The following is an 18,528-nucleotide window of genomic DNA, read 5'->3' on the forward strand; positions in this document are numbered from 1 at the left end:
AATTGCTTATATTTAACAAACATATAATGTATAATTATGAGTATTGTAAATAAAACATATGATATATAAATATAAAAAGATTAAATGTGAGCTACTTATTTTTAATAACTAAATTTTTCATTGAGAAATCTAAAATATCTGCGGAGTGAGTAAGCTCACCTACGGAAATGTAGTCTACTCCCGTTAATGCCATGTCTTTAATAGTTTTTAAGTTAACGTTACCAGAACATTCGCTGATTGCTCTCTTAGCTATTATTCTTATAGCTTCTTTCATTGTTTCAATATTCATGTTATCTAGCATTATAATATCAGCCTTTGCATCTAAAGCTTCTTCTACCATATCTAAGTTTTCTACTTCCACTTCAATTTGTTTTCCATAGCATCCCTTTGATCTAACTAAGTCCACAGCCTTTTTGATTCCACCTGCTGCTGCAATGTGGTTATCTTTTAGCATAACTCCATCAGATAAGTTAAATCTGTGATTATAGCCTCCACCAATTTTAACTGCATATTTTTCGAGTATTCTAAGACCAGGAGTAGTTTTTCTGGTGTCTAAAAGCTTTGAACTTGTACCTTCTAATTGGGAGACAAATTTTGAAGTTAAGGTAGCAATACCACTCATTCGCTGTAAAAAGTTAAGAGCTGTACGTTCACCTGATAGTATATTTGAAGTGCAGCCTGAAAGCTCAGCAATAAGTTCTCCATTATTAACCTTATCCCCATCTTCTTTATAGAACTTTATCTCAACTTTTCCTAGTAATTCAAACACTCTTTTGAATATCACAAGTCCAGCTATAATACCTGTATCTTTAGAGATTAATTGAACACTACATTGAGTATCTTCTTTTAAAATAGCTGAGGTGGATATATCATACCAAGGCATATCCTCCTCTAGTGCATTTAATATTATCTTGTCTATAACTGAATAATTCATCATTTAAATGTGGTGCCCTCCTTTTCAATTCTTCTATAACAACTTTTCTAGAATAAGTTTCGATGGTATCAATTTTTGATACTATCTTTGGTACCTTTTTTACTTTAACAGTAATACTAGAAGCCTGAGTATTAATTTTTATTGCAGCTCTTTTAGAAAAAACTAAAGCTTCGAGTAAGGAGTTGCTAGCTAACCTGTTACTTCCATGTACTCCGGTGCATGCAGTTTCTCCAACGGCGTAAAGATTTGTCATTGATGTTTCAGACAACATATTTACTTTAATTCCACCCATAAAGTAATGTTGTGCTGGAGATACTGGAATTGGAGCTTTAGTTATATCAATTCCTTGAAGTAGACATTCTTTATAGATAGAAGGAAATCTGCTTTTCACATATTCTGAGGGTAAATGAGATATGTCCAAATAGACATAGGGAACACCTAGAGTATGAATTTCTTTTTCAATGGCCTTACTTACAACATCTCGAGGCAAAAGTTCATTAACAAAATATTCTTTATTAAAGTTATAAAGTTTGCCCCCTTCACCCCTTAAGGATTCAGAAATTAAAAATCTTCTTCCATTATGAGCATTGCTATATAGAGCAGTAGGGTGAAATTGAATATAGGAAATATCTTTTAGCTCAATATGGTGCTTTAGTGCTAAAAATAACCCATCACCAGTAATAGATCTTTCATTAGTAGAGTTTTTAAATAGACCTCCAATGCCGCCAGTTGCTAAAATAACTGACTTGCAAAAAATATTTAATTGCTTTGTACCCTGAATAAGAACAGCACCTAAGCATAAATTACCTTCAGTGATTAGATCTACTACCTGACAATGCTCCATTAAAGATATGTTTTTTTTCTTTTTTACCTTGTTTAGCAGGGTATCAACTAAATGCTTTCCTGTGTTATCTTTGCAATAAACTATTCTTGGCCTACTATGAGCACCCTCTCGTGTATAGCATATTTGGTTCTCCTCTTTATTAAAGGGCGTACCAAAGTTAGTTAAGTTTTCCAAGGTTTCTATAGATTCTCTACAAAGTATTTCTACACTTTCACGCTGATTTTTGAAATTACCTGCTTTCAGCGTATCTTCAATGAAGGGAGTGACATCTTCTTGGTCAACAGCCACAGAAATTCCACCCTGAGCTAAATAAGAGTTACATTCAGTAGGAAGTCCTTTGCTAACCATAAGGATATTTAGTTTTTCATCTAGATTTAGAGCAGAGTAAAGTCCAGCAGCACCTGTTCCAATAATTAATACATCAGTACAAATGTCCATTTTATTACCTCGCATAATTGTGCATATTAACTAAGGAGTTTAGAGCTCCAACTCTAGTTTCCTCATCTACTTCAATAGAATTAGATAAATCTAGAAGACATTCATATACATCCTCTAGGGTTGTTTTTTTCATGTTTACACAGGTCATAGTGCTACCAGGGGTATAAAAGTTCTTACTAGGATTTCTCTTTTTTAGTTCGTGGAGGACACCTTGTTCTGTTACAATGATAAAATCCCTTGAGCTATTATTAGTTGCATATTCAATGATTTCGGAGGTGCTTCCAATAAAGTCAGATATATCTCTCACCTCTTTTTCACATTCAGGATGCGCAAGTGCCAATGCTTCAGGCTTTATTCTTTTTATGTCCAGAATATGAGAAGGATTTACCTTTCTATGAGTTATGCAAAAGCCAGGCCAGAGTATGAATTTTTTATCAGGCATTTGTTCTGCTAAATAAGAACCAAGGTTTTTATCTGGTAGAAATATAATTTCATCCTTGTCCAATTTTCTTAGAATTTTAACTGCATTTGAAGAAGTGACAGAAACATCACAGTGTGCTTTTACTTCTGCAGTAGAATTTATATAGCAAACAACAGCAGCATTAGGATGCTCCTTTTTCAATTCTAAAAGAGCTTCTCCATCAGCCATGTCAGCCATAGGACAGCCAGCATCTAAAGCGGGCAGAAGAATAGTTTTTTCAGGAGACAGAATTTTAGCGCTCTCGGCCATAAATCTCACACCACAAAATACTATTATTTGTTCTGGCGAATCTTTAGCAATTTTACTTAAGTAGTAAGAATCACCCACGTAATCTGCAATATCTTGGACTTCTGGCCGTTGATAATAATGGGCTAAAATTAGGGCTTTTTTTTCTTTCTTCAGTTTAATTATGTTTTCTAATAATGACATACATATCACTTCCATAGTTTAGTTTACAAGTGTATATACACTTGTAAACATTATAACATCGATAGGTTAGTATAGCAACCTTGGTAAAAATATAATAAGGATCTAAAAACACAGGTAACATTTGATAATAGAATAATTAGATAGGTAATATGTTAAAAAATGAGTCAAATCAGTATAATTTTAAAATACGCAATATTAAAAAAAATAAAATTTTAAACATTTGAAAAGTTGTTTATTTGAATATTTTAAATCAAATTAAATATATTCAAGAATTTCAAAATTATAGTAATAACTTCAGTTTCTTATTCTATAGTGAATTTGGAATTGAAATTATATATTATGTATAAAAATAGCAATAATATTAAATTTGTTTTAATTTAAATTATTATTTATTAATAAATACATAGGAATACCTATCAATTGAAGTTTGATAATTTTGTTCTGTCAAAAAATATAGAATAATACTAAAAAATAAAAAAACGTGTTCAAAATTGTCATTGTAAAGTAAAAAAAACCATGCTATCATATAAAACAACGAAATGATTGGTATAATTATTCGGTATTTTTAAAAAATATTTTTTTGAGGAGGAGAGTTCCATGTCAGACAACAGCAAAAAATTAAGTTGGAATAACCTTGCATTAATGGCTTTTGTAAGTGTTTGGGGATTTGGAAACGTAGTAAACGGTTTTGCAACCCAAGGTATGAAAGTAGTTATTTCATGGATACTAATGTTCGCATTGTACTTTGTACCATATGCTCTTATGGTAGGGGAAATGGGATCAACTTTTAAAGAGGGCAAAGGTGGAGTTAGTTCTTGGATTAGAACAACTTCTGGAGCTAAATTAGCTTTTTTAGCTGGATGGACATACTGGGTAGTTCACGTTCCTTACTTAGCTCAAAAACCACAAGGAGTATTAATTGCTCTAGGATGGGCTGTTAAACAAGATGGTAGTTTAGTAAAGAGTATGAATCCAATGGTATTACAATTAATATGCTTAGTTATATTCCTAGCATTCTTATGGATATCATCTAAAGGAGTAAGCTCAATAAAAAGAATTGGTACTATAGCAGGAACATCAATGTTTGTTATGTCCCTTCTTTATGTAGTATTAGCAATAGCAGCACCTGCAATAACAGATGCTCAAACATTTAGCATTGATTTTAGCATGAAAAACCTTATGCCAGATTTTAATTTTGAGTATTTAACAAGCTTAGCTATATTGGTATTTGCAGTTGGTGGATGTGAAAAGATATCACCATATGTTAACAATATGAAAAATCCATCAAAAGATTTCCCAAAAGGAATGATAGCACTTGCAGTGATGGTAGCTGTTACAGCTTTACTTGGAACTTTTGCAATGGGAATGATGTTTGATCCAAACAACATTCCAAAAGACTTAATGATGAATGGTGCTTATTACTCATTCCAAAAATTAGGACAATACTATGGAGTAGGCAATCTATTCTTAGTAATATATGCCCTTGCTAATATGATGGCACAAATTTCTGCATTAGCTTTCTCAATTGATGCGCCAATAAAAGTTTTATTAGCTGACGTTGATAGTAGATTTATACCAAAAGCATTAACAAAAGTTAATGAAAATGGAACACCAGTAAATGGTTATAAAATGACAGCTGTTCTTGTTGGAATTCTTATAATAGTTCCAGCCTTTGGAATAGGCGACATGACATCATTGTTTAACTGGTTATTAAGACTTAATGCGGTAGTTATGCCATTAAGATACTTATGGGTATTCTTTGCTTATATGGCATTAAAGAAGGCTGCAGAAGGAAGATTCGAATCAACTTACAAATTTACTAAAAATAAAACAGTTGGTTTCATAGTGGGATTATGGTGCTTTGGATTTACAGCTTTTGCTTGCATCATGGGAATGTTCCCTAAAGGGGTAGAAATGTTCTCTAGCCAGTGGAAGTTCCAAATGACACTTAATGTGTTAACTCCAGTAGTACTATTAGGATTAGGATTAATACTTCCGTTAATAGCTAGAAATTCTAATAAAGAAGAATCTAAGAGTGAGGCAGTATAATAGTTTAAACTAGAAATGTACATGCTACTTAGATATTAATTATTAATAAAGAAACTCCACAGAAAAGAGAGTAAATGCTCTTAACTGTGGAGTTTTTAATAGTATTTTTCCTGGAAGACTATATTTACAACCTTTTTTCTTTTTATAATATATAGTAAATGCAATAATAAAACTGGTGCTAATATGAAATCTGTAGATGCGATTCCTATAGTTGGAAAAAAGTTTGTTGCTGTGAGAGAAAGGATTGTAATAAATATTTTAATTAAAATATAGAAGTATATGGAAAAAAACAATTAAATAACGACTATTGTTTAGTTCTAACGCATAATATATAATAGATAACTAATTTTATCTGGAGGATATTGTGGAAAGAAAGCTTATGAATGGAAAAGTTTATAAGGAGATTGATTTTGAGGAAGTATTAAGCAGTCATAGTGGGCAAAGCGATATATTTTATCACGTATTTTATGGTACTGTGGATTGGAACAAAGATGGTAATGAACAAAAGGCTATATGTATTTTCATGAAATATAACGGTAAGGTAAATGTATTATCTCCAGCTAATGTTCTAATTAGCGATTTATTCAAAGTTGAAGAGGCAATTGCAAAGGTTAAGCAAAGAAATTTGATTTTGAATTAACTCCAAATAGAATTGGAGTAAAAATTCATACTGATAAAAGTAAAAGAAAAATTTCATTAGATAAAAGCTCTATGTAATCCTTAGTAATAAGATTATGTAGAGTTTTTAATTTTTCAAGTGAATTAATATATTAACTAGAAAGTTAGTTTTGCGCTAGTTGTGGAATAATATAGAAAAAATATGTTATAATTTTTATTGATATCAAAGAAAATAACCACTTCAGTATTTAAAATTAATAATAGTACTTATAGTACCTGTACATTATTAGAAATTGTAGAGGAGTTAAGAGGAATAACTTTTATTTTACACAAAAGCACGCCAATAACAAACATAAACATAATAGTAGTTGGGAAAAATTTATGTTATTAGATATAATTTTATATTATTAACAATCAATGTAGTTTAAATAAAAGCAAAAATAACAATAAAATTTATAGGGGGAAAGACATGATAAATACAGTAAATATAAGTAATGAAGTGTATTACATAGGAGTAAATGACAGAGAAACCTATCTGTTTGAAAACTTATGGCCCTTAGATAAAGGAGTTTCATATAACTCTTATTTAATTAGTGATGAAAAAATAGCAATAATAGATACTGTTAAGAATACAAAAATTGATACTTTTATTGAGAAGATAGAAGGTCTTATTAATGGTAAATCTATTGATTATCTAATCATTAATCATATGGAGCCAGATCACTCTGGAGCTATAAAAGAAGTAACTGAAAAATATCCAGACATTACTATAGTTGGTAATAAGAAAACCTTTGAAATTTTAGAGAGCTTTTATGGTGCAATGGAAAATTACCTTATAGTAGAAGATGGGGATACCTTAAGCCTAGGGACTCATGTGCTAAAGTTTTATTTAACACCTATGATTCACTGGCCAGAAACTATGATGACATATGACATGAAAGATAATATTGTTTTTTCTGGGGATGCTTTTGGTGGATTCGGAACCTTAGATGGTGGGATTTTCGATGATGAAATAAATCTAGAGTTTTACACAGATGAGATTAGACGTTATTATTCTAATATTGTTGGAAAGTATGGAGCTATGGTTCAAAAAGCTTTAAAAAAGTTAAGAGATGCAGATGTTGATATTAAAGTTGTTGCACCTACTCATGGTCCTGTATGGAGGAACACCCCAGCTACTATTATAGAATATTATGATTTATGGTCAAAGGGAGAAGCTGAAGAGGGGGTTGTTATCGTATATGGTTCTATGTATGGCAACACTCAAAAAATGGCGGATTTTATGGCAAGGGAACTTTCGAAGCTTGGGATTAAGAATATCCGTATATATGATGCTTCTAAAACTCATGTCTCATATATAATTAGTGATATTTGGAGGTTTAAAGGTGTAATATTAGGAAGTTGTGCTTACAATACAGGGTTATTTCCTGCTATGGAAACTGTAATACATAAGATTGAAAGTTCTCAACTTAAAAATAGATATCTAGGCATTTTTGGAACCTCTACCTGGAGTGGAGGTGGTGTCTCTAATTTGAATTTGTTTGCTCAAAGAATAAAATGGCAACAAGTAGGGATTTCTGTGGAGGCAAAATCATCTCCTAAGGAGGAAAATTATCAGGCATGCACTAATATTGCAGCTGAAATGGCCCAAAAACTCATAATTGGGAGAGTTTAGTCCCTTAAAAGTAAAGCTACTAAAAATTTTACAAAAGAGCTATTGGCTTCAATAGCTCTTTTATTAATTTTCAGATTATTGTAGCCAGTGGCATAAGTTTAATAAAATAATCCTATAATATATAAGCGTCAGGCAATAATTAATATATTATAATAACTAATGTGATGTTATAATAATTAAGCGGAGATTTATCTAATAAAAAACTATTTATGTAGTGAGTATAAAAGTACAGGGGGGATAAGGAGTATATTATGGTATGTAGAAAAGTTACAAAAGTAAAATTTGCTGTATTGTTGATAGCAACACTTACAATCTTGTTATTAATAATTAAAAATAGTGCAAATGTTAATAGTACAAGCAAAGATGTACCTACAGCTGAAAATGGGGTTCTAGATTTACGGCAATGGAGCTTTAAAGAAGATGGAATGTTGAGAGTGGATGGTCAGTGGGAGTTCTATGAAAATCAAATTCTTTGGCCAAAGGATTTTGAAAACAATGGGCTAAGGAATTTTAAGTATGCTAATATTCCAGGGGTATTTCCTAATCAAGGGTATGGTACATATAGGGTGAAATTGCTTTTTAGTGATGAGGAAGAGCTCTTTTCTATCAAAATAGACTTTATTCAAAGTGCATATAAACTTTGGGCTAATAATCATGAAGTAATGTTGGCCGGAAAAGTAGGAAAAGATAAAGAAGAAATGGTGCCGGAACTAGCTCCAAAGTTAGGTTTTTTTCATACTGAAAAGGGTGAGGCATATCTTACCTTACAGGTAAGTAATTTTTATAATAATTATGGTTTTATAGATACTATACTATTAGGAACTTCAAATCAAATAAAAGCTTATGGAGATAAAAAATTAGCCTTTGATTTATTCCTTTTTGGGTGCTCCGTGATAGCTGCAATTTATAGTCTGGGAATATTTCATATTAGAAGAAAAGATAAAGCTTCCCTATATTTCGCAATAGTATGTATAATAGTTGCTATTAGAACTATTTTTGTAGGTGAGGGCTTTTTATTATCCTTATTTCCTAGTTTTGGATATGTGATTTCAGGAAAAATAAAGGTACTAACCTTTTATTTATATATTCCATTCATAGTTTTATTTATAAACTACTGTTATGGAGGTATCTTGTCAGAAAAGCTTATGAAATTATCTAATTGGTCCATTGTAATATATACGGCTATAGTAATATTTTTTCCCTATGGTGTGTACTTGGATTATATAATTCCTTTCGAAATATTTGCATTATTTATGCTTGGTCATATGATCATTAAAATTTCTAAATTATATTTTAAAAATGAACAAAGTGAATACATAGCTGTAGCAGGGCTTTTTGCTTTGTTTATAGTAAGAATTAATGATATTTTATATGAGTATAGCATTATAATAACAGGATCATTTGCAGCATTAGGAATTTTGGCTTTTATACTAGCAAATTATTTTGTTTTAGCGGAAAGTCAAGGTATGGCATTTTCAAAAGTTGAAGATACAAGTGAAAATCTTAAAACATTAAATAAATTAAAAGATGAATTTTTAGCAGTAACTTCTCATGAATTAAAAACACCTTTAAATGGAATTATAGGTCTTTCAGAAACACTTGTAAGTAATGATAGTACTGGGCTGGATTACAATGGAATATCTGACTTGAATTTGATTAATTCTAGTGCAAAGAGGTTATCGAATTTGGTCAACGACATGCTAATATTTTCTAGCCTTAAAAATAATGAAATAAAGCTACAAAGAAAACCAGTAAATGTTAGAAAAATTGTAGATATGGTCATTAAGTTTTCAGAGGCTTATAGCAATAACAAAAATGTCTCGATATGGAATTTGATGGATATCAATACACCGAATGTATTTGGTGATGAAAATAGGATTCAACAGATTTTTCATAACTTAATAGGCAATGCAGTGAAGTTTACCCATGAAGGGGAAATTACTATTGGATATAATATACAGGATGAATTTTTGCAAGTCTATGTTGAAGATACAGGAATTGGAATTGCTGAAGAGAAAATTCATAAAATTTTTGACCTTTATGAGCAAGTAGAAGGGATTTCAGAAAAGTATGGTGGGACAGGACTGGGGTTATATATAACTAAAAAGATAGTAGAACTTCATGGTGGTACCATCACTGTAGCATCAAAGATTGAAAAGGGAACCAAATTTGTTTTTACACTTCCCTTATATACACAGGAAAGTATGGAGGAATGTGTAGACTGTAGAGCACTAGAAGATATAGAAGTGAAAAAAAATGATAAAATACAAAAAACACATATGTATAAGGTATCAAAGAATGATAATAATGAGTATAATCAAATGTTATATCCAAGTTACCTAAAGGGCTTAGAAGAAGGTAAAAATATTAATGATTATATAAACTATAAAGAAAAATATAACTTAAATACTGATACATTAAGGAAACATAAAATACTAATAGTTGATGATGAGTATGTAAATATAAAAGTATTAAGAAATCATTTTTCAATGGATAAGTACATAATACTAGAAGCTTTTAACGGAAAAGAGGCACTTTTATTAATAGAAGAACATAAGGATTTAGATTTAGTAATCCTTGATATGATGATGCCAGACTTTTTAGGCTATGAAGTTTGTGAGGTTATTAGGAAAAGTTACTCACTTTTCCAACTGCCTGTTTTAATAATGACTGCTGATAATAGTCTAGAAAACTTAGTGTTATCCTTCCAATGTGGAGCTAATGATTATTTAAAGAAACCTTTTAATAAATATGAACTAAATTCCAGAGTTAATACCTTATTAACCTTAAAGGACTCTGTAGGAAAAGCCTTAAGTTTAACTGAGGAGATAACAATTGCGAATGAACAGGTGGAAAATTTAAGTCTTAATAATGAAAGAACAACTAAAAGAGTAGAGGAACTTATTGAGTATGAAAATTTGAGAACGGAATTCTTTGCCAATATATCTCATGAACTTAGGACACCATTAAATGTAATTTCAAGCACCATACAATTATTATCCTCATTAGATAAGTCAAGAAGTCTAAGGGATGAAAAAATTCAGTATTATTTTTCTATAATGAACCAAAATTCTCTTAGGTTATTAAGATTAATAAATAACCTTATAGATACAACAAAAGTAGAAGGTGGATATATTAATCTGAATTTATGCAATGGTGATATAGTTTATATAATAGAAGAAATATCACAATCTGTAGCAGAATACATAAAAACCCATGAAATAACACTTATTTTTGATACAGAAGTGGAAGAAAAAATCATAGCTTTTGATGAAGAGAAGATAGAGAGAATTATCTTAAATATCTTGTCAAATTCAATAAAATTTACACCTAAAAATGGAACGATTTTTGTTAATATTTATGATAAGGGTGACTTTATAGAAATATCTATAAAAGATACAGGCATAGGTATTCCTAAAGATAAATTAGAGTTTATTTTTCAACGATTTGCTCAAATAGATAAATCAACTACAAGGCAAAATGAAGGAAGCGGTATAGGCCTTGCTCTTGTAAAATCTTTAGTGGAAATGCACGGAGGAAAAATTTCTGTAAATAGTGAAATTAATAAAGGAAGTGAATTCACTATTTCACTTCCAGTAAGGGTATTAAGCCAGGAGGAAGAAAAACATAATATAATTAGCAAAGAAGTAGCTAGATCAAAATACGAGGAACGATTGTATATAGAGTTTTCAGATATATATTCTAAATAAACTATTATTTTGAATAAGGAGAGTATTTAGTATATAAAATATATTATAAATTATTGTGGATTAAAACTCCCATCTTTAAGATGGGAGTTTTTGTTAGTAATAATTTGGCCATAAAGATGCTGAGTGGATTAGTGTTTGACTCGTTATCAAGGGTTGGAATGAAAAGTACATTAAGATTGATGATAAGTTCATAAAAACATAAGACAAAATTAATGGAATTACCATAGAAATATAAATGAACAAATAGTTAAATTTTTAGCAAGGTATTGGTGGATTACTTGCAATTATTTCAATATTCTTTAAGGAAAATAATAAATATTCCCTAATAGTATTTCTGATTTTATTTGCTTAAATACAATAAAAGGTATATTTATATATATAAACTCTAGTAAAAATGGGATAATTATTAATTTTTAAATCCTTAGAAGGCCCCATAATTTATTTAGATTGAATTGTCAATTATAAAAAAATCATTTAATTTTAGTTGTTGAAGGAATAAAATAATTAAAAATCAAAAATGATAAAATTGTAAAAATATAAACTTGTTTTTGTAAACTTGTGAATATTTTCACTATTGCAATGTTGTGGAGTATATTATAATATAAATTTGTGATAATAATTTAACAATATTTCAGGGGGGAAAATAATGAATAAGACATTTGATTATAGTGCCTTAGACAGAATATTAGAAAATCATGATTATAAAGCAAGCAGTATAATTGCAATATTACAAGATACTCAAGAAGCATATAGATATTTACCAAAGGAAGTATTCGCATATCTTTCAGAAAAGCTTCACATTAGTAGAGCCAAAATTTACAGTGTTGCTACATTTTATGAAAACTTTTCACTTGAACCAAGAGGGGAATATGTAATAAAAGTGTGTGATGGAACGGCATGTCACGTAAGAAAGTCTATTCCAATATTAGATAAGTTAAGAAAAGAGCTTGGTCTTTCAGACGTAAAAACAACTACTGACGACTTAATGTTTACTGTGGAAACGGTTTCTTGCCTTGGCGCCTGTGGACTTGCTCCAGTTATAACAGTTAATGAAAAAGTTCATCCTGCTATGACTCCAGAAAAAGTTGCAGAACTTCTAAAAACTTTAAAGGAGGTAAAATAAATGCTTCGCAACAAACAAGAATTAATTGAACTTTCAAATTTATATAGTAACAGTTTAAAAATGCAAACTAAGAAAATTCTTATATGTGCAGGTACAGGTTGTGTAGCTGGTGGTGCTTTAGACATATATGATGAATTTTTAAGAATAATGAATGAAAAAGGTATAAAATGTGACGTAAGTCTTGAAAAAGAGCCACATGATGAATCTGTAGGAATGAAAAAGAGTGGATGTCACGGATTTTGTGAAATGGGACCATTGGTAAGAATTGAACCTTGGGGATATTTATATATAAAAGTTAAACCAGAAGACTGTGAAGAAATTATAGAAAAAACCATAATGAATGATCAGTGTGTTGAAAGACTTGCTTACAAAAAAGATGGTGAAATACATAGGAAACAAGAGGAAATTCCTTTCTATAAAAAGCAAACTAGACTTGCTTTAGAGCATTGTGGACATATTGATGCTACTTCTATAGAAGAATATTTAGCAGTAGGCGGATATAAAGCACTTGAAAAAGCTTTATTTGAAATGGAATCAGATGAAATTGTTAAACAAATAGAAGAGTCAAACTTAAGAGGACGTGGAGGCGGTGGCTTCTTAGCAGGGCGTAAGTGGTCTCAAGTTAAACGTCAACAAGAAAAGACTAAGTATGTAGTTTGTAATGGAGACGAAGGTGACCCAGGTGCTTTCATGGATAGAAGTATCATGGAAGGTGACCCACATAGAGTAATTGAAGGAATGATGATTGCAGGTATAGCCTGTGGTGCACAAGAAGGTTATATTTACGTTCGTGCTGAGTATCCACTTGCAGTTAGCAGACTTAATAATGCAATTAAGCAAGCAAGAGAATATGGAATACTTGGAGAAAATATACTTGGAACTAACTTCAGTTTTGATTTAAAGATTAATAGAGGTGCTGGTGCCTTTGTGTGTGGTGAGGGAAGTGCTCTTACAGCTTCTATCGAAGGAAAAAGAGGTATGCCAAGGGTTAAGCCGCCAAGAACTGTTGAACAAGGTTTATTTGGAAAACCAACAGTACTTAACAATGTAGAAACCTTTGCTAACGTTCCATCAGTAATTATAAATGGAGCAGAGTGGTATAGAGGAATTGGACCAGAAAAGAGCCCAGGAACAAAGGCATTTGCATTAACTGGAAACATTGAAAATACGGGGCTTATTGAAGTACCAATGGGTACAACATTAAGAGAGATAATTTTTGATATTGGTGGAGGAATGCGTGGAGGTACAGAATTTAAGGCTGTGCAAATAGGAGGTCCATCAGGTGGATGTCTTACAAAAGAGCATTTAGATTTACCACTAGATTTTGACTCCCTTAAAAAAGCTGGAGCTATGATAGGTTCAGGTGGTCTTGTTGTTATGGATGAGCATACTTGCATGGTAGAAGTAGCAAGATTCTTTATGAACTTTACACAAAATGAATCTTGTGGAAAATGTGTTCCTTGCCGTGAAGGTACAAAGAGAATGCTTGAAATTCTAGAGAGAATTGTAGCAGGACAAGGGGTATTAGAAGATATAGATATGCTTTTAGAACTTGCAGATACAATTTCTTCAACAGCACTATGCGGACTTGGAAAAACAGCTGCATTCCCAGTAGTAAGTACTATTAAAAACTTCCGTGAGGAGTATATAACTCATATTGTGGATAAGAAATGTCCATCAAAAACTTGTCAAAAGCTTAAAACTATTTATATTGAAAAAGATGCTTGTAAAGGATGTACTAAGTGTTCAAGACTATGTCCTGTAGGTGCAATTTCAGGTAAAGTTAAAGAACCATTTGTGATAGATAAAGATAAGTGTATTAAATGTGGTGCTTGTATTGAATCTTGTGCCTTCAAAGCTATAAAGGAGGATTAACAGAATGAACGGACAGTTTATGCTTATAGATAACATGCCTGTTGAGATAAATGGAGAAAAAAATGTACTTGAATTAGTAAGAAAAGCAGGTATAGATTTACCTACCTTCTGCTATTACTCAGAGCTTTCAGTTTATGGAGCATGCCGTATGTGTATGGTAGAAAACAAGTGGGGAGAAATTGAAGCTGCTTGTTCTACACCACCTAAAGCTGGTATGGAAGTATATACAAACACTCCAAGACTAAGAAAATATAGAAAAATGATTCTTGAGCTACTTCTTTCACACCATTGTAGAGATTGTACAACTTGTGAAAAGAATGGTTATTGTAAGCTTCAAGATCTAGCACAACGTTTTGGAATTAAAGAAATAAGATTCAACAATACTTCTGAAGAACCAGCATTAGACAAATCTTCAGTAAGCATAGTAAGAGATAAAAGTAAGTGCATACTATGTGGTGACTGTGTAAGAATGTGTGATGAAGTTCAAAATGTTGGAGCTATCGATTTTGTTGGAAGGGGTTCAGAAATGACTGTAAGCACAGCATATGATGAGCCATTAGCAGAATCAAATTGTGTTGGTTGTGGTCAATGTGCTGCAGTATGTCCAACAGGTGCTCTTGTAATTAAAAATGACACTTCAAAATTATGGAAAGAGCTAAGTGATAAAGATACAAAGGTAGTTGTACAAATTGCTCCAGCAGTAAGAGTTGGAATAAGCAAGGAACTAGGCTGCAAAGATGGAGAAAATGTAATGGGTAAAATCGTTGGAGCACTTAGGAAAATGGGCTTTAATGCAGTGTTTGACACATCTACAGGTGCTGATCTTACAGTGTTAGAAGAAACAGGAGAATTCCTAGCAAGACTTGAGAAAAATGAAAAGTTACCATTATTCACATCTTGCTGTCCAGCTTGGGTAAGCTATGCAGAAAATACTCACCCAGATTTATTAACTAATATTTCAACCTGCCGCTCACCAATGCAAATGTTCTCGTCTGTTTTAAAAGAGCACTATAAACATTCAAGTAAGAAAGTTGTAGTGGTAGCAATTATGCCATGTACAGCTAAAAAGTTTGAAGCTCAAAGAGATGAATTTAAGGAAGATGGAATTCCTTATGTAGATTATGTAATAACTACACAAGAACTTATCCAAATGATTAAAGAATCAGGAATTGTGTTCTCAGAGGTGGAGCCAGAAGCTGTTGATATGCCATTTGGAGTTAGCAGTGGAGCTGGAGTTATCTTTGGAGTAACTGGAGGGGTTACAGAGGCTGTTATTCGTAGAGTAATGGACGACAAATCTACTCCTACTTTACGCAGCATTGCATTCAATGGTGTAAGAGGTATGGAAGGACTTAAGGAAGCAAGTATTACTGTTGAAGGCCGTGAACTAAAAATTGCAGTGGTAAGTGGACTTAAAAATGCAGATGATTTAGTACAAAGGATTAAAGCTGGAGAGGTACATTATGATTTCGTAGAAGTTATGGCATGTCCTGGTGGATGCGTTTCTGGTGCAGGACAACCGTTTACCATGAATGAAGGAAAAGCTAAACGTGGTGCGGGATTATATGAAGCTGATAGAATGAGCAGTATAAAACGTTCTGAGGAAAACCCAGTGATGATTTCTTTATACTCAGGATTATTAAAGGGAAGAGTTCATGATTTATTACACGTACACTATAAAGGAAGGGAGTAGATTTTATGGTAACTCTACGTATTTGCGTGGGAACATCCTGCCATATTAAAGGCTCTTACAATGTTATTAACACTTTTCAACAAGCCATTGAAGAGCATAAACTTTCAGAAAAAGTTAAGGTTGAGGCAGTATTTTGCTTAGGAAACTGTACTAATGGTGTATCTGTAAAAATAGATGATGGCGAAGTTCATAGTGTTTCAGGACTTAGTGCTAGAAAGTTTTTTGAAACAGAAGTAATAGCAAAGTTATAGTGAGAATTTCTATTTAAGTATGTAAGACTGTTCACAATTATATTGTGGGCAGTCTTTATTTAACTTTCCGATTAAATTAAAATATTTTCTATTGCTTATATTAAGTACCATGGGTATGATTGAAGTATTAATAGTAAAATTAAGTGGTAAAGAATACAATAAATTAAAGGTGGTTAATATGAGAAACTTAAGAATGGTAATTGAATTTGATGGAAGTAAATATAAAGGGTGGCAAAAACTAAAGGATAATGACTTAACAATACAAAGCAAATTAGAAAATGTTTTGTCAAAAATGGCAGAAGAGAAAATTGAATTAATAGGTTGCGGAAAAACTGAAATAGGTGTGCATGCAGAAAACTATATAGCTAATTTTCATACTAATTGCAGATACAGTGTAAATGCTATGCTAGATTATTTATATGAATTTTTGCCAGAAGACATTGTAGTAAAAGATATTGAAGAGGTAGATGAAAGATTTCATGCTAGATATAATAGAAAATCTTTAACTTATACATATACAATAAATAATAAAAGATTTAGAAGTGTGTTTAATAGAAAATATTGTTATCATATTGATGAAAAGCTTGATTTAGAAGCAATGAGAAATGCATCAGAGTTTTTAGTGGGAACAAATGATTTTCAAAGCTTCACAACATTAAAACCTAACTCAAAATCTACTGTTAAAACTATTAATTACATAGATATACGTGAAAATCATGGTATAGTAGAGATAGAAACAAACGCAAATGATTTCCTATGGAATATGGCAAATAATATTATTGGATATCTTTTACAAGTTGGAATAGGAGAACTAAAAATAAAGGATGTGGAAAGAGTATTAAATAATAAGAAAAGACCAGAAAATGGTCCAATTGCACAAGGAAAGGGTCTATGTTTAAAAGAGGTTAGATATTAATATTTTTATAAAGTTGTAATATGAACTAAGTTTTTAAATTTATTAAAATTGAATAAAAGGAGAAAGACTATGGAAAAGGATAAATTAATGGATAAGGCTTGCTGAACACCTAAGGAAATAACGTCCAGGATGGACTTAATGATTAAAAGCGGTCAAGATGTTAATGAAGAATTCTATAGAGATATAACACCAATTACTGCTGAGTATTTAGATACTCCAATAGGAAGCATAAGTTCTATAAGTAGTGAACTTCTATATAAAGATAAGTTGGAACATTTTGGGGTTATGTGGGGATATAAAAGGAACAATTATATGATAAAACCAGGGATATATGCTATAGGAAACCCAAAACCTAGCTCCCCTGTAATAGTATCCTGTAATTATAAACTTACCTTTGATATATTAAGAAAAGATTTAAAAAACGTAGATTGTTGGCTTTTAATTCTTGAAACTAATGGAGTTAATGTATGGTGTGCCTCGGGGAAGGGAACCTTTGGTACGGAGGAACTTATCAGAAGAATAAGAAAAGTAAAGTTAGAGTCCCTAGTTAACCACAGGGTATTAATACTTCCTCAGTTAGGAGCATCTGGAGTAGATGTTTCAAAACTAAAAAAGGAAACGGGTTTTAGAGGGATGTTTGGGCCAATAAGAAGCGAGGATATTGAGGATTATATTAAGAATAAGTTCAAAGCATCGAAGGAAATGAGAAATGTGAAATTTACTATTAGTGATAGGGCGAAGCTTACACCTTTAAGTTTTGTACAGAATATTAAGTATTACTTTGTAGCTTTAGTAATAATTCTACTAATGAATGCTATTAGAGGCGCTGTATCTTTTGGAATTGGAGAACTAATAAAAATTACTATAATTCAGAGCATTCCAATGCTTCTAGCTACAGTAGTTGCTGCAATGATTTTTCCTATTGTACTACCAGTTATTCCTTTTAAATCTTTTGCATTAAAAGGTTTTGTGTTGTCTTTGGTTTTTTTAGGTATACTCAGTAGTATGAGCTATAATTTTATGATACAGAATAATATGTACTTCCTTGGGTATAGTCTGATTACTGTAGCGTTAGTTACTAATATATGCTTAAATTTCACAGGGAGTACAACCTATACTTCTTTCTCAGGTGTGGTAAAGGAAACTTTATGGGCACTTCCAGCATGCATAGCTTTTGCCATAATAGGTGCAATTCTTATGATTATAAGCTTAGTGCAAGGGAGAGTGGTGTGATGAAGCAAAAATATATTAAAAATGTAGTAACCCTTAAACTTGATATCGAAAAGTGTGTAGGCTGTGGACTCTGTGTTACGGTATGTCCCCACAATGTATTTGCTATAGAAAACAAAAAAGCAATAATAGTAAACAAAGATAATTGTATAGAGTGTGGTGGGTGTATGAATAATTGTGAGCCTAAAGCTATTACTGTTTCTCAAGGTGTAGGATGAGTTATGGCGGTTGTTAAAGGCATTCTCACTGGTAGTGGGAAAAA

At 31.6% G+C, this 18,528-nt stretch carries 14 protein-coding genes; 11 read left to right on the forward strand and 3 right to left on the reverse strand.

Annotation, left to right across the window (positions count from 1 at the left end; genetic code table 11):
- Positions 1-91: 91 nt before the first annotated feature.
- The 3 genes from nadC to nadA are packed head-to-tail and all read right to left on the reverse strand — an operon-like array spanning position 92 to position 3,126.
- Positions 92-937: a carboxylating nicotinate-nucleotide diphosphorylase gene (gene nadC, locus C661_RS0118955; RefSeq protein ID WP_017416917.1), complete on the reverse strand. Its 846-nt coding sequence runs from the start codon at positions 935-937 to the stop codon at positions 92-94.
- Positions 870-2,216 (reverse strand): L-aspartate oxidase, encoded by a 1,347-nt coding sequence (locus C661_RS0118960; RefSeq protein WP_017416918.1) that lies wholly within the window; start codon positions 2,214-2,216, stop codon positions 870-872. The genes nadC and C661_RS0118960 overlap by 68 nt, the downstream gene beginning before the upstream one ends.
- A 4-nt stretch (positions 2,217-2,220) precedes the next feature.
- A complete protein-coding gene (nadA, locus tag C661_RS0118965; protein WP_017416919.1) occupies positions 2,221-3,126 on the reverse strand; it encodes a quinolinate synthase NadA in 906 nt (301 codons plus the stop codon).
- 597 nt (positions 3,127-3,723) lie between these two features.
- On the opposite strand from nadA, the gene C661_RS22365 reads away from it, so the two are divergent.
- The 11 genes from C661_RS22365 to C661_RS0119025 all read left to right on the forward strand — a co-directional run bounded on the left by C661_RS22365 (position 3,724) and on the right by C661_RS0119025 (position 18,484).
- The gene (locus C661_RS22365) at positions 3,724-5,175 is read left to right on the forward strand and encodes an amino acid permease (protein WP_017416920.1); all 1,452 of its coding nucleotides are present in this window, start codon (positions 3,724-3,726) and stop codon (positions 5,173-5,175) included.
- A gap of 364 nt (positions 5,176-5,539) precedes the next feature.
- Positions 5,540-5,815 carry a hypothetical protein gene (locus C661_RS0118980; protein ID WP_017416921.1) on the forward strand — a complete coding sequence of 92 codons (276 nt, stop codon included), beginning with the start codon at positions 5,540-5,542 and terminating at the stop codon, positions 5,813-5,815.
- Between the two features lie 447 nt (positions 5,816-6,262).
- Positions 6,263-7,468 (forward strand): FprA family A-type flavoprotein, encoded by a 1,206-nt coding sequence (locus C661_RS0118985; RefSeq protein ID WP_017416922.1) that lies wholly within the window; start codon positions 6,263-6,265, stop codon positions 7,466-7,468.
- A 251-nt stretch (positions 7,469-7,719) separates the two neighbouring features.
- The gene (locus C661_RS0118990; RefSeq protein WP_017416923.1) at positions 7,720-11,178 is read left to right on the forward strand and encodes an ATP-binding protein; all 3,459 of its coding nucleotides are present in this window, start codon (positions 7,720-7,722) and stop codon (positions 11,176-11,178) included.
- Positions 11,179-11,824: 646 nt separating this feature from the next.
- A complete protein-coding gene (locus tag C661_RS0118995; protein ID WP_017416924.1) occupies positions 11,825-12,301 on the forward strand; it encodes a complex I 24 kDa subunit family protein in 477 nt (158 codons plus the stop codon).
- On the forward strand, positions 12,302-14,176 hold the full coding sequence (nuoF, locus tag C661_RS0119000; protein ID WP_017416925.1) for an NADH-quinone oxidoreductase subunit NuoF: 1,875 nt from the start codon (positions 12,302-12,304) through the stop codon (positions 14,174-14,176).
- A gap of 4 nt (positions 14,177-14,180) precedes the next feature.
- Positions 14,181-15,869: a [FeFe] hydrogenase, group A gene (locus tag C661_RS0119005; RefSeq protein ID WP_017416926.1), complete on the forward strand. Its 1,689-nt coding sequence runs from the start codon at positions 14,181-14,183 to the stop codon at positions 15,867-15,869.
- Positions 15,870-15,874: 5 nt separating this feature from the next.
- A complete protein-coding gene (locus C661_RS0119010; protein WP_017416927.1) occupies positions 15,875-16,120 on the forward strand; it encodes an NAD(P)H-dependent oxidoreductase subunit E in 246 nt (81 codons plus the stop codon).
- A gap of 178 nt (positions 16,121-16,298) precedes the next feature.
- On the forward strand, positions 16,299-17,036 hold the full coding sequence (gene truA, locus C661_RS0119015) for a tRNA pseudouridine(38-40) synthase TruA (protein WP_017416928.1): 738 nt from the start codon (positions 16,299-16,301) through the stop codon (positions 17,034-17,036).
- Between the two features lie 69 nt (positions 17,037-17,105).
- The gene (hgcA, locus tag C661_RS22370) at positions 17,106-18,269 is read left to right on the forward strand and encodes a mercury methylation corrinoid protein HgcA (protein WP_252989038.1); all 1,164 of its coding nucleotides are present in this window, start codon (positions 17,106-17,108) and stop codon (positions 18,267-18,269) included.
- Positions 18,269-18,484, forward strand: coding sequence for a 4Fe-4S dicluster domain-containing protein (locus C661_RS0119025; protein WP_017416930.1), 216 nt, complete (start codon positions 18,269-18,271; stop codon positions 18,482-18,484). Before hgcA ends, C661_RS0119025 begins: the two co-directional genes overlap by 1 nt.
- Positions 18,485-18,528: the final 44 nt, after the last annotated feature.

Origin of the sequence: Clostridium tunisiense TJ, from assembly GCF_000300195.1 — a bacterium.
Classification (GTDB): domain Bacteria; phylum Bacillota; class Clostridia; order Clostridiales; family Clostridiaceae; genus Clostridium_J; species Clostridium_J tunisiense.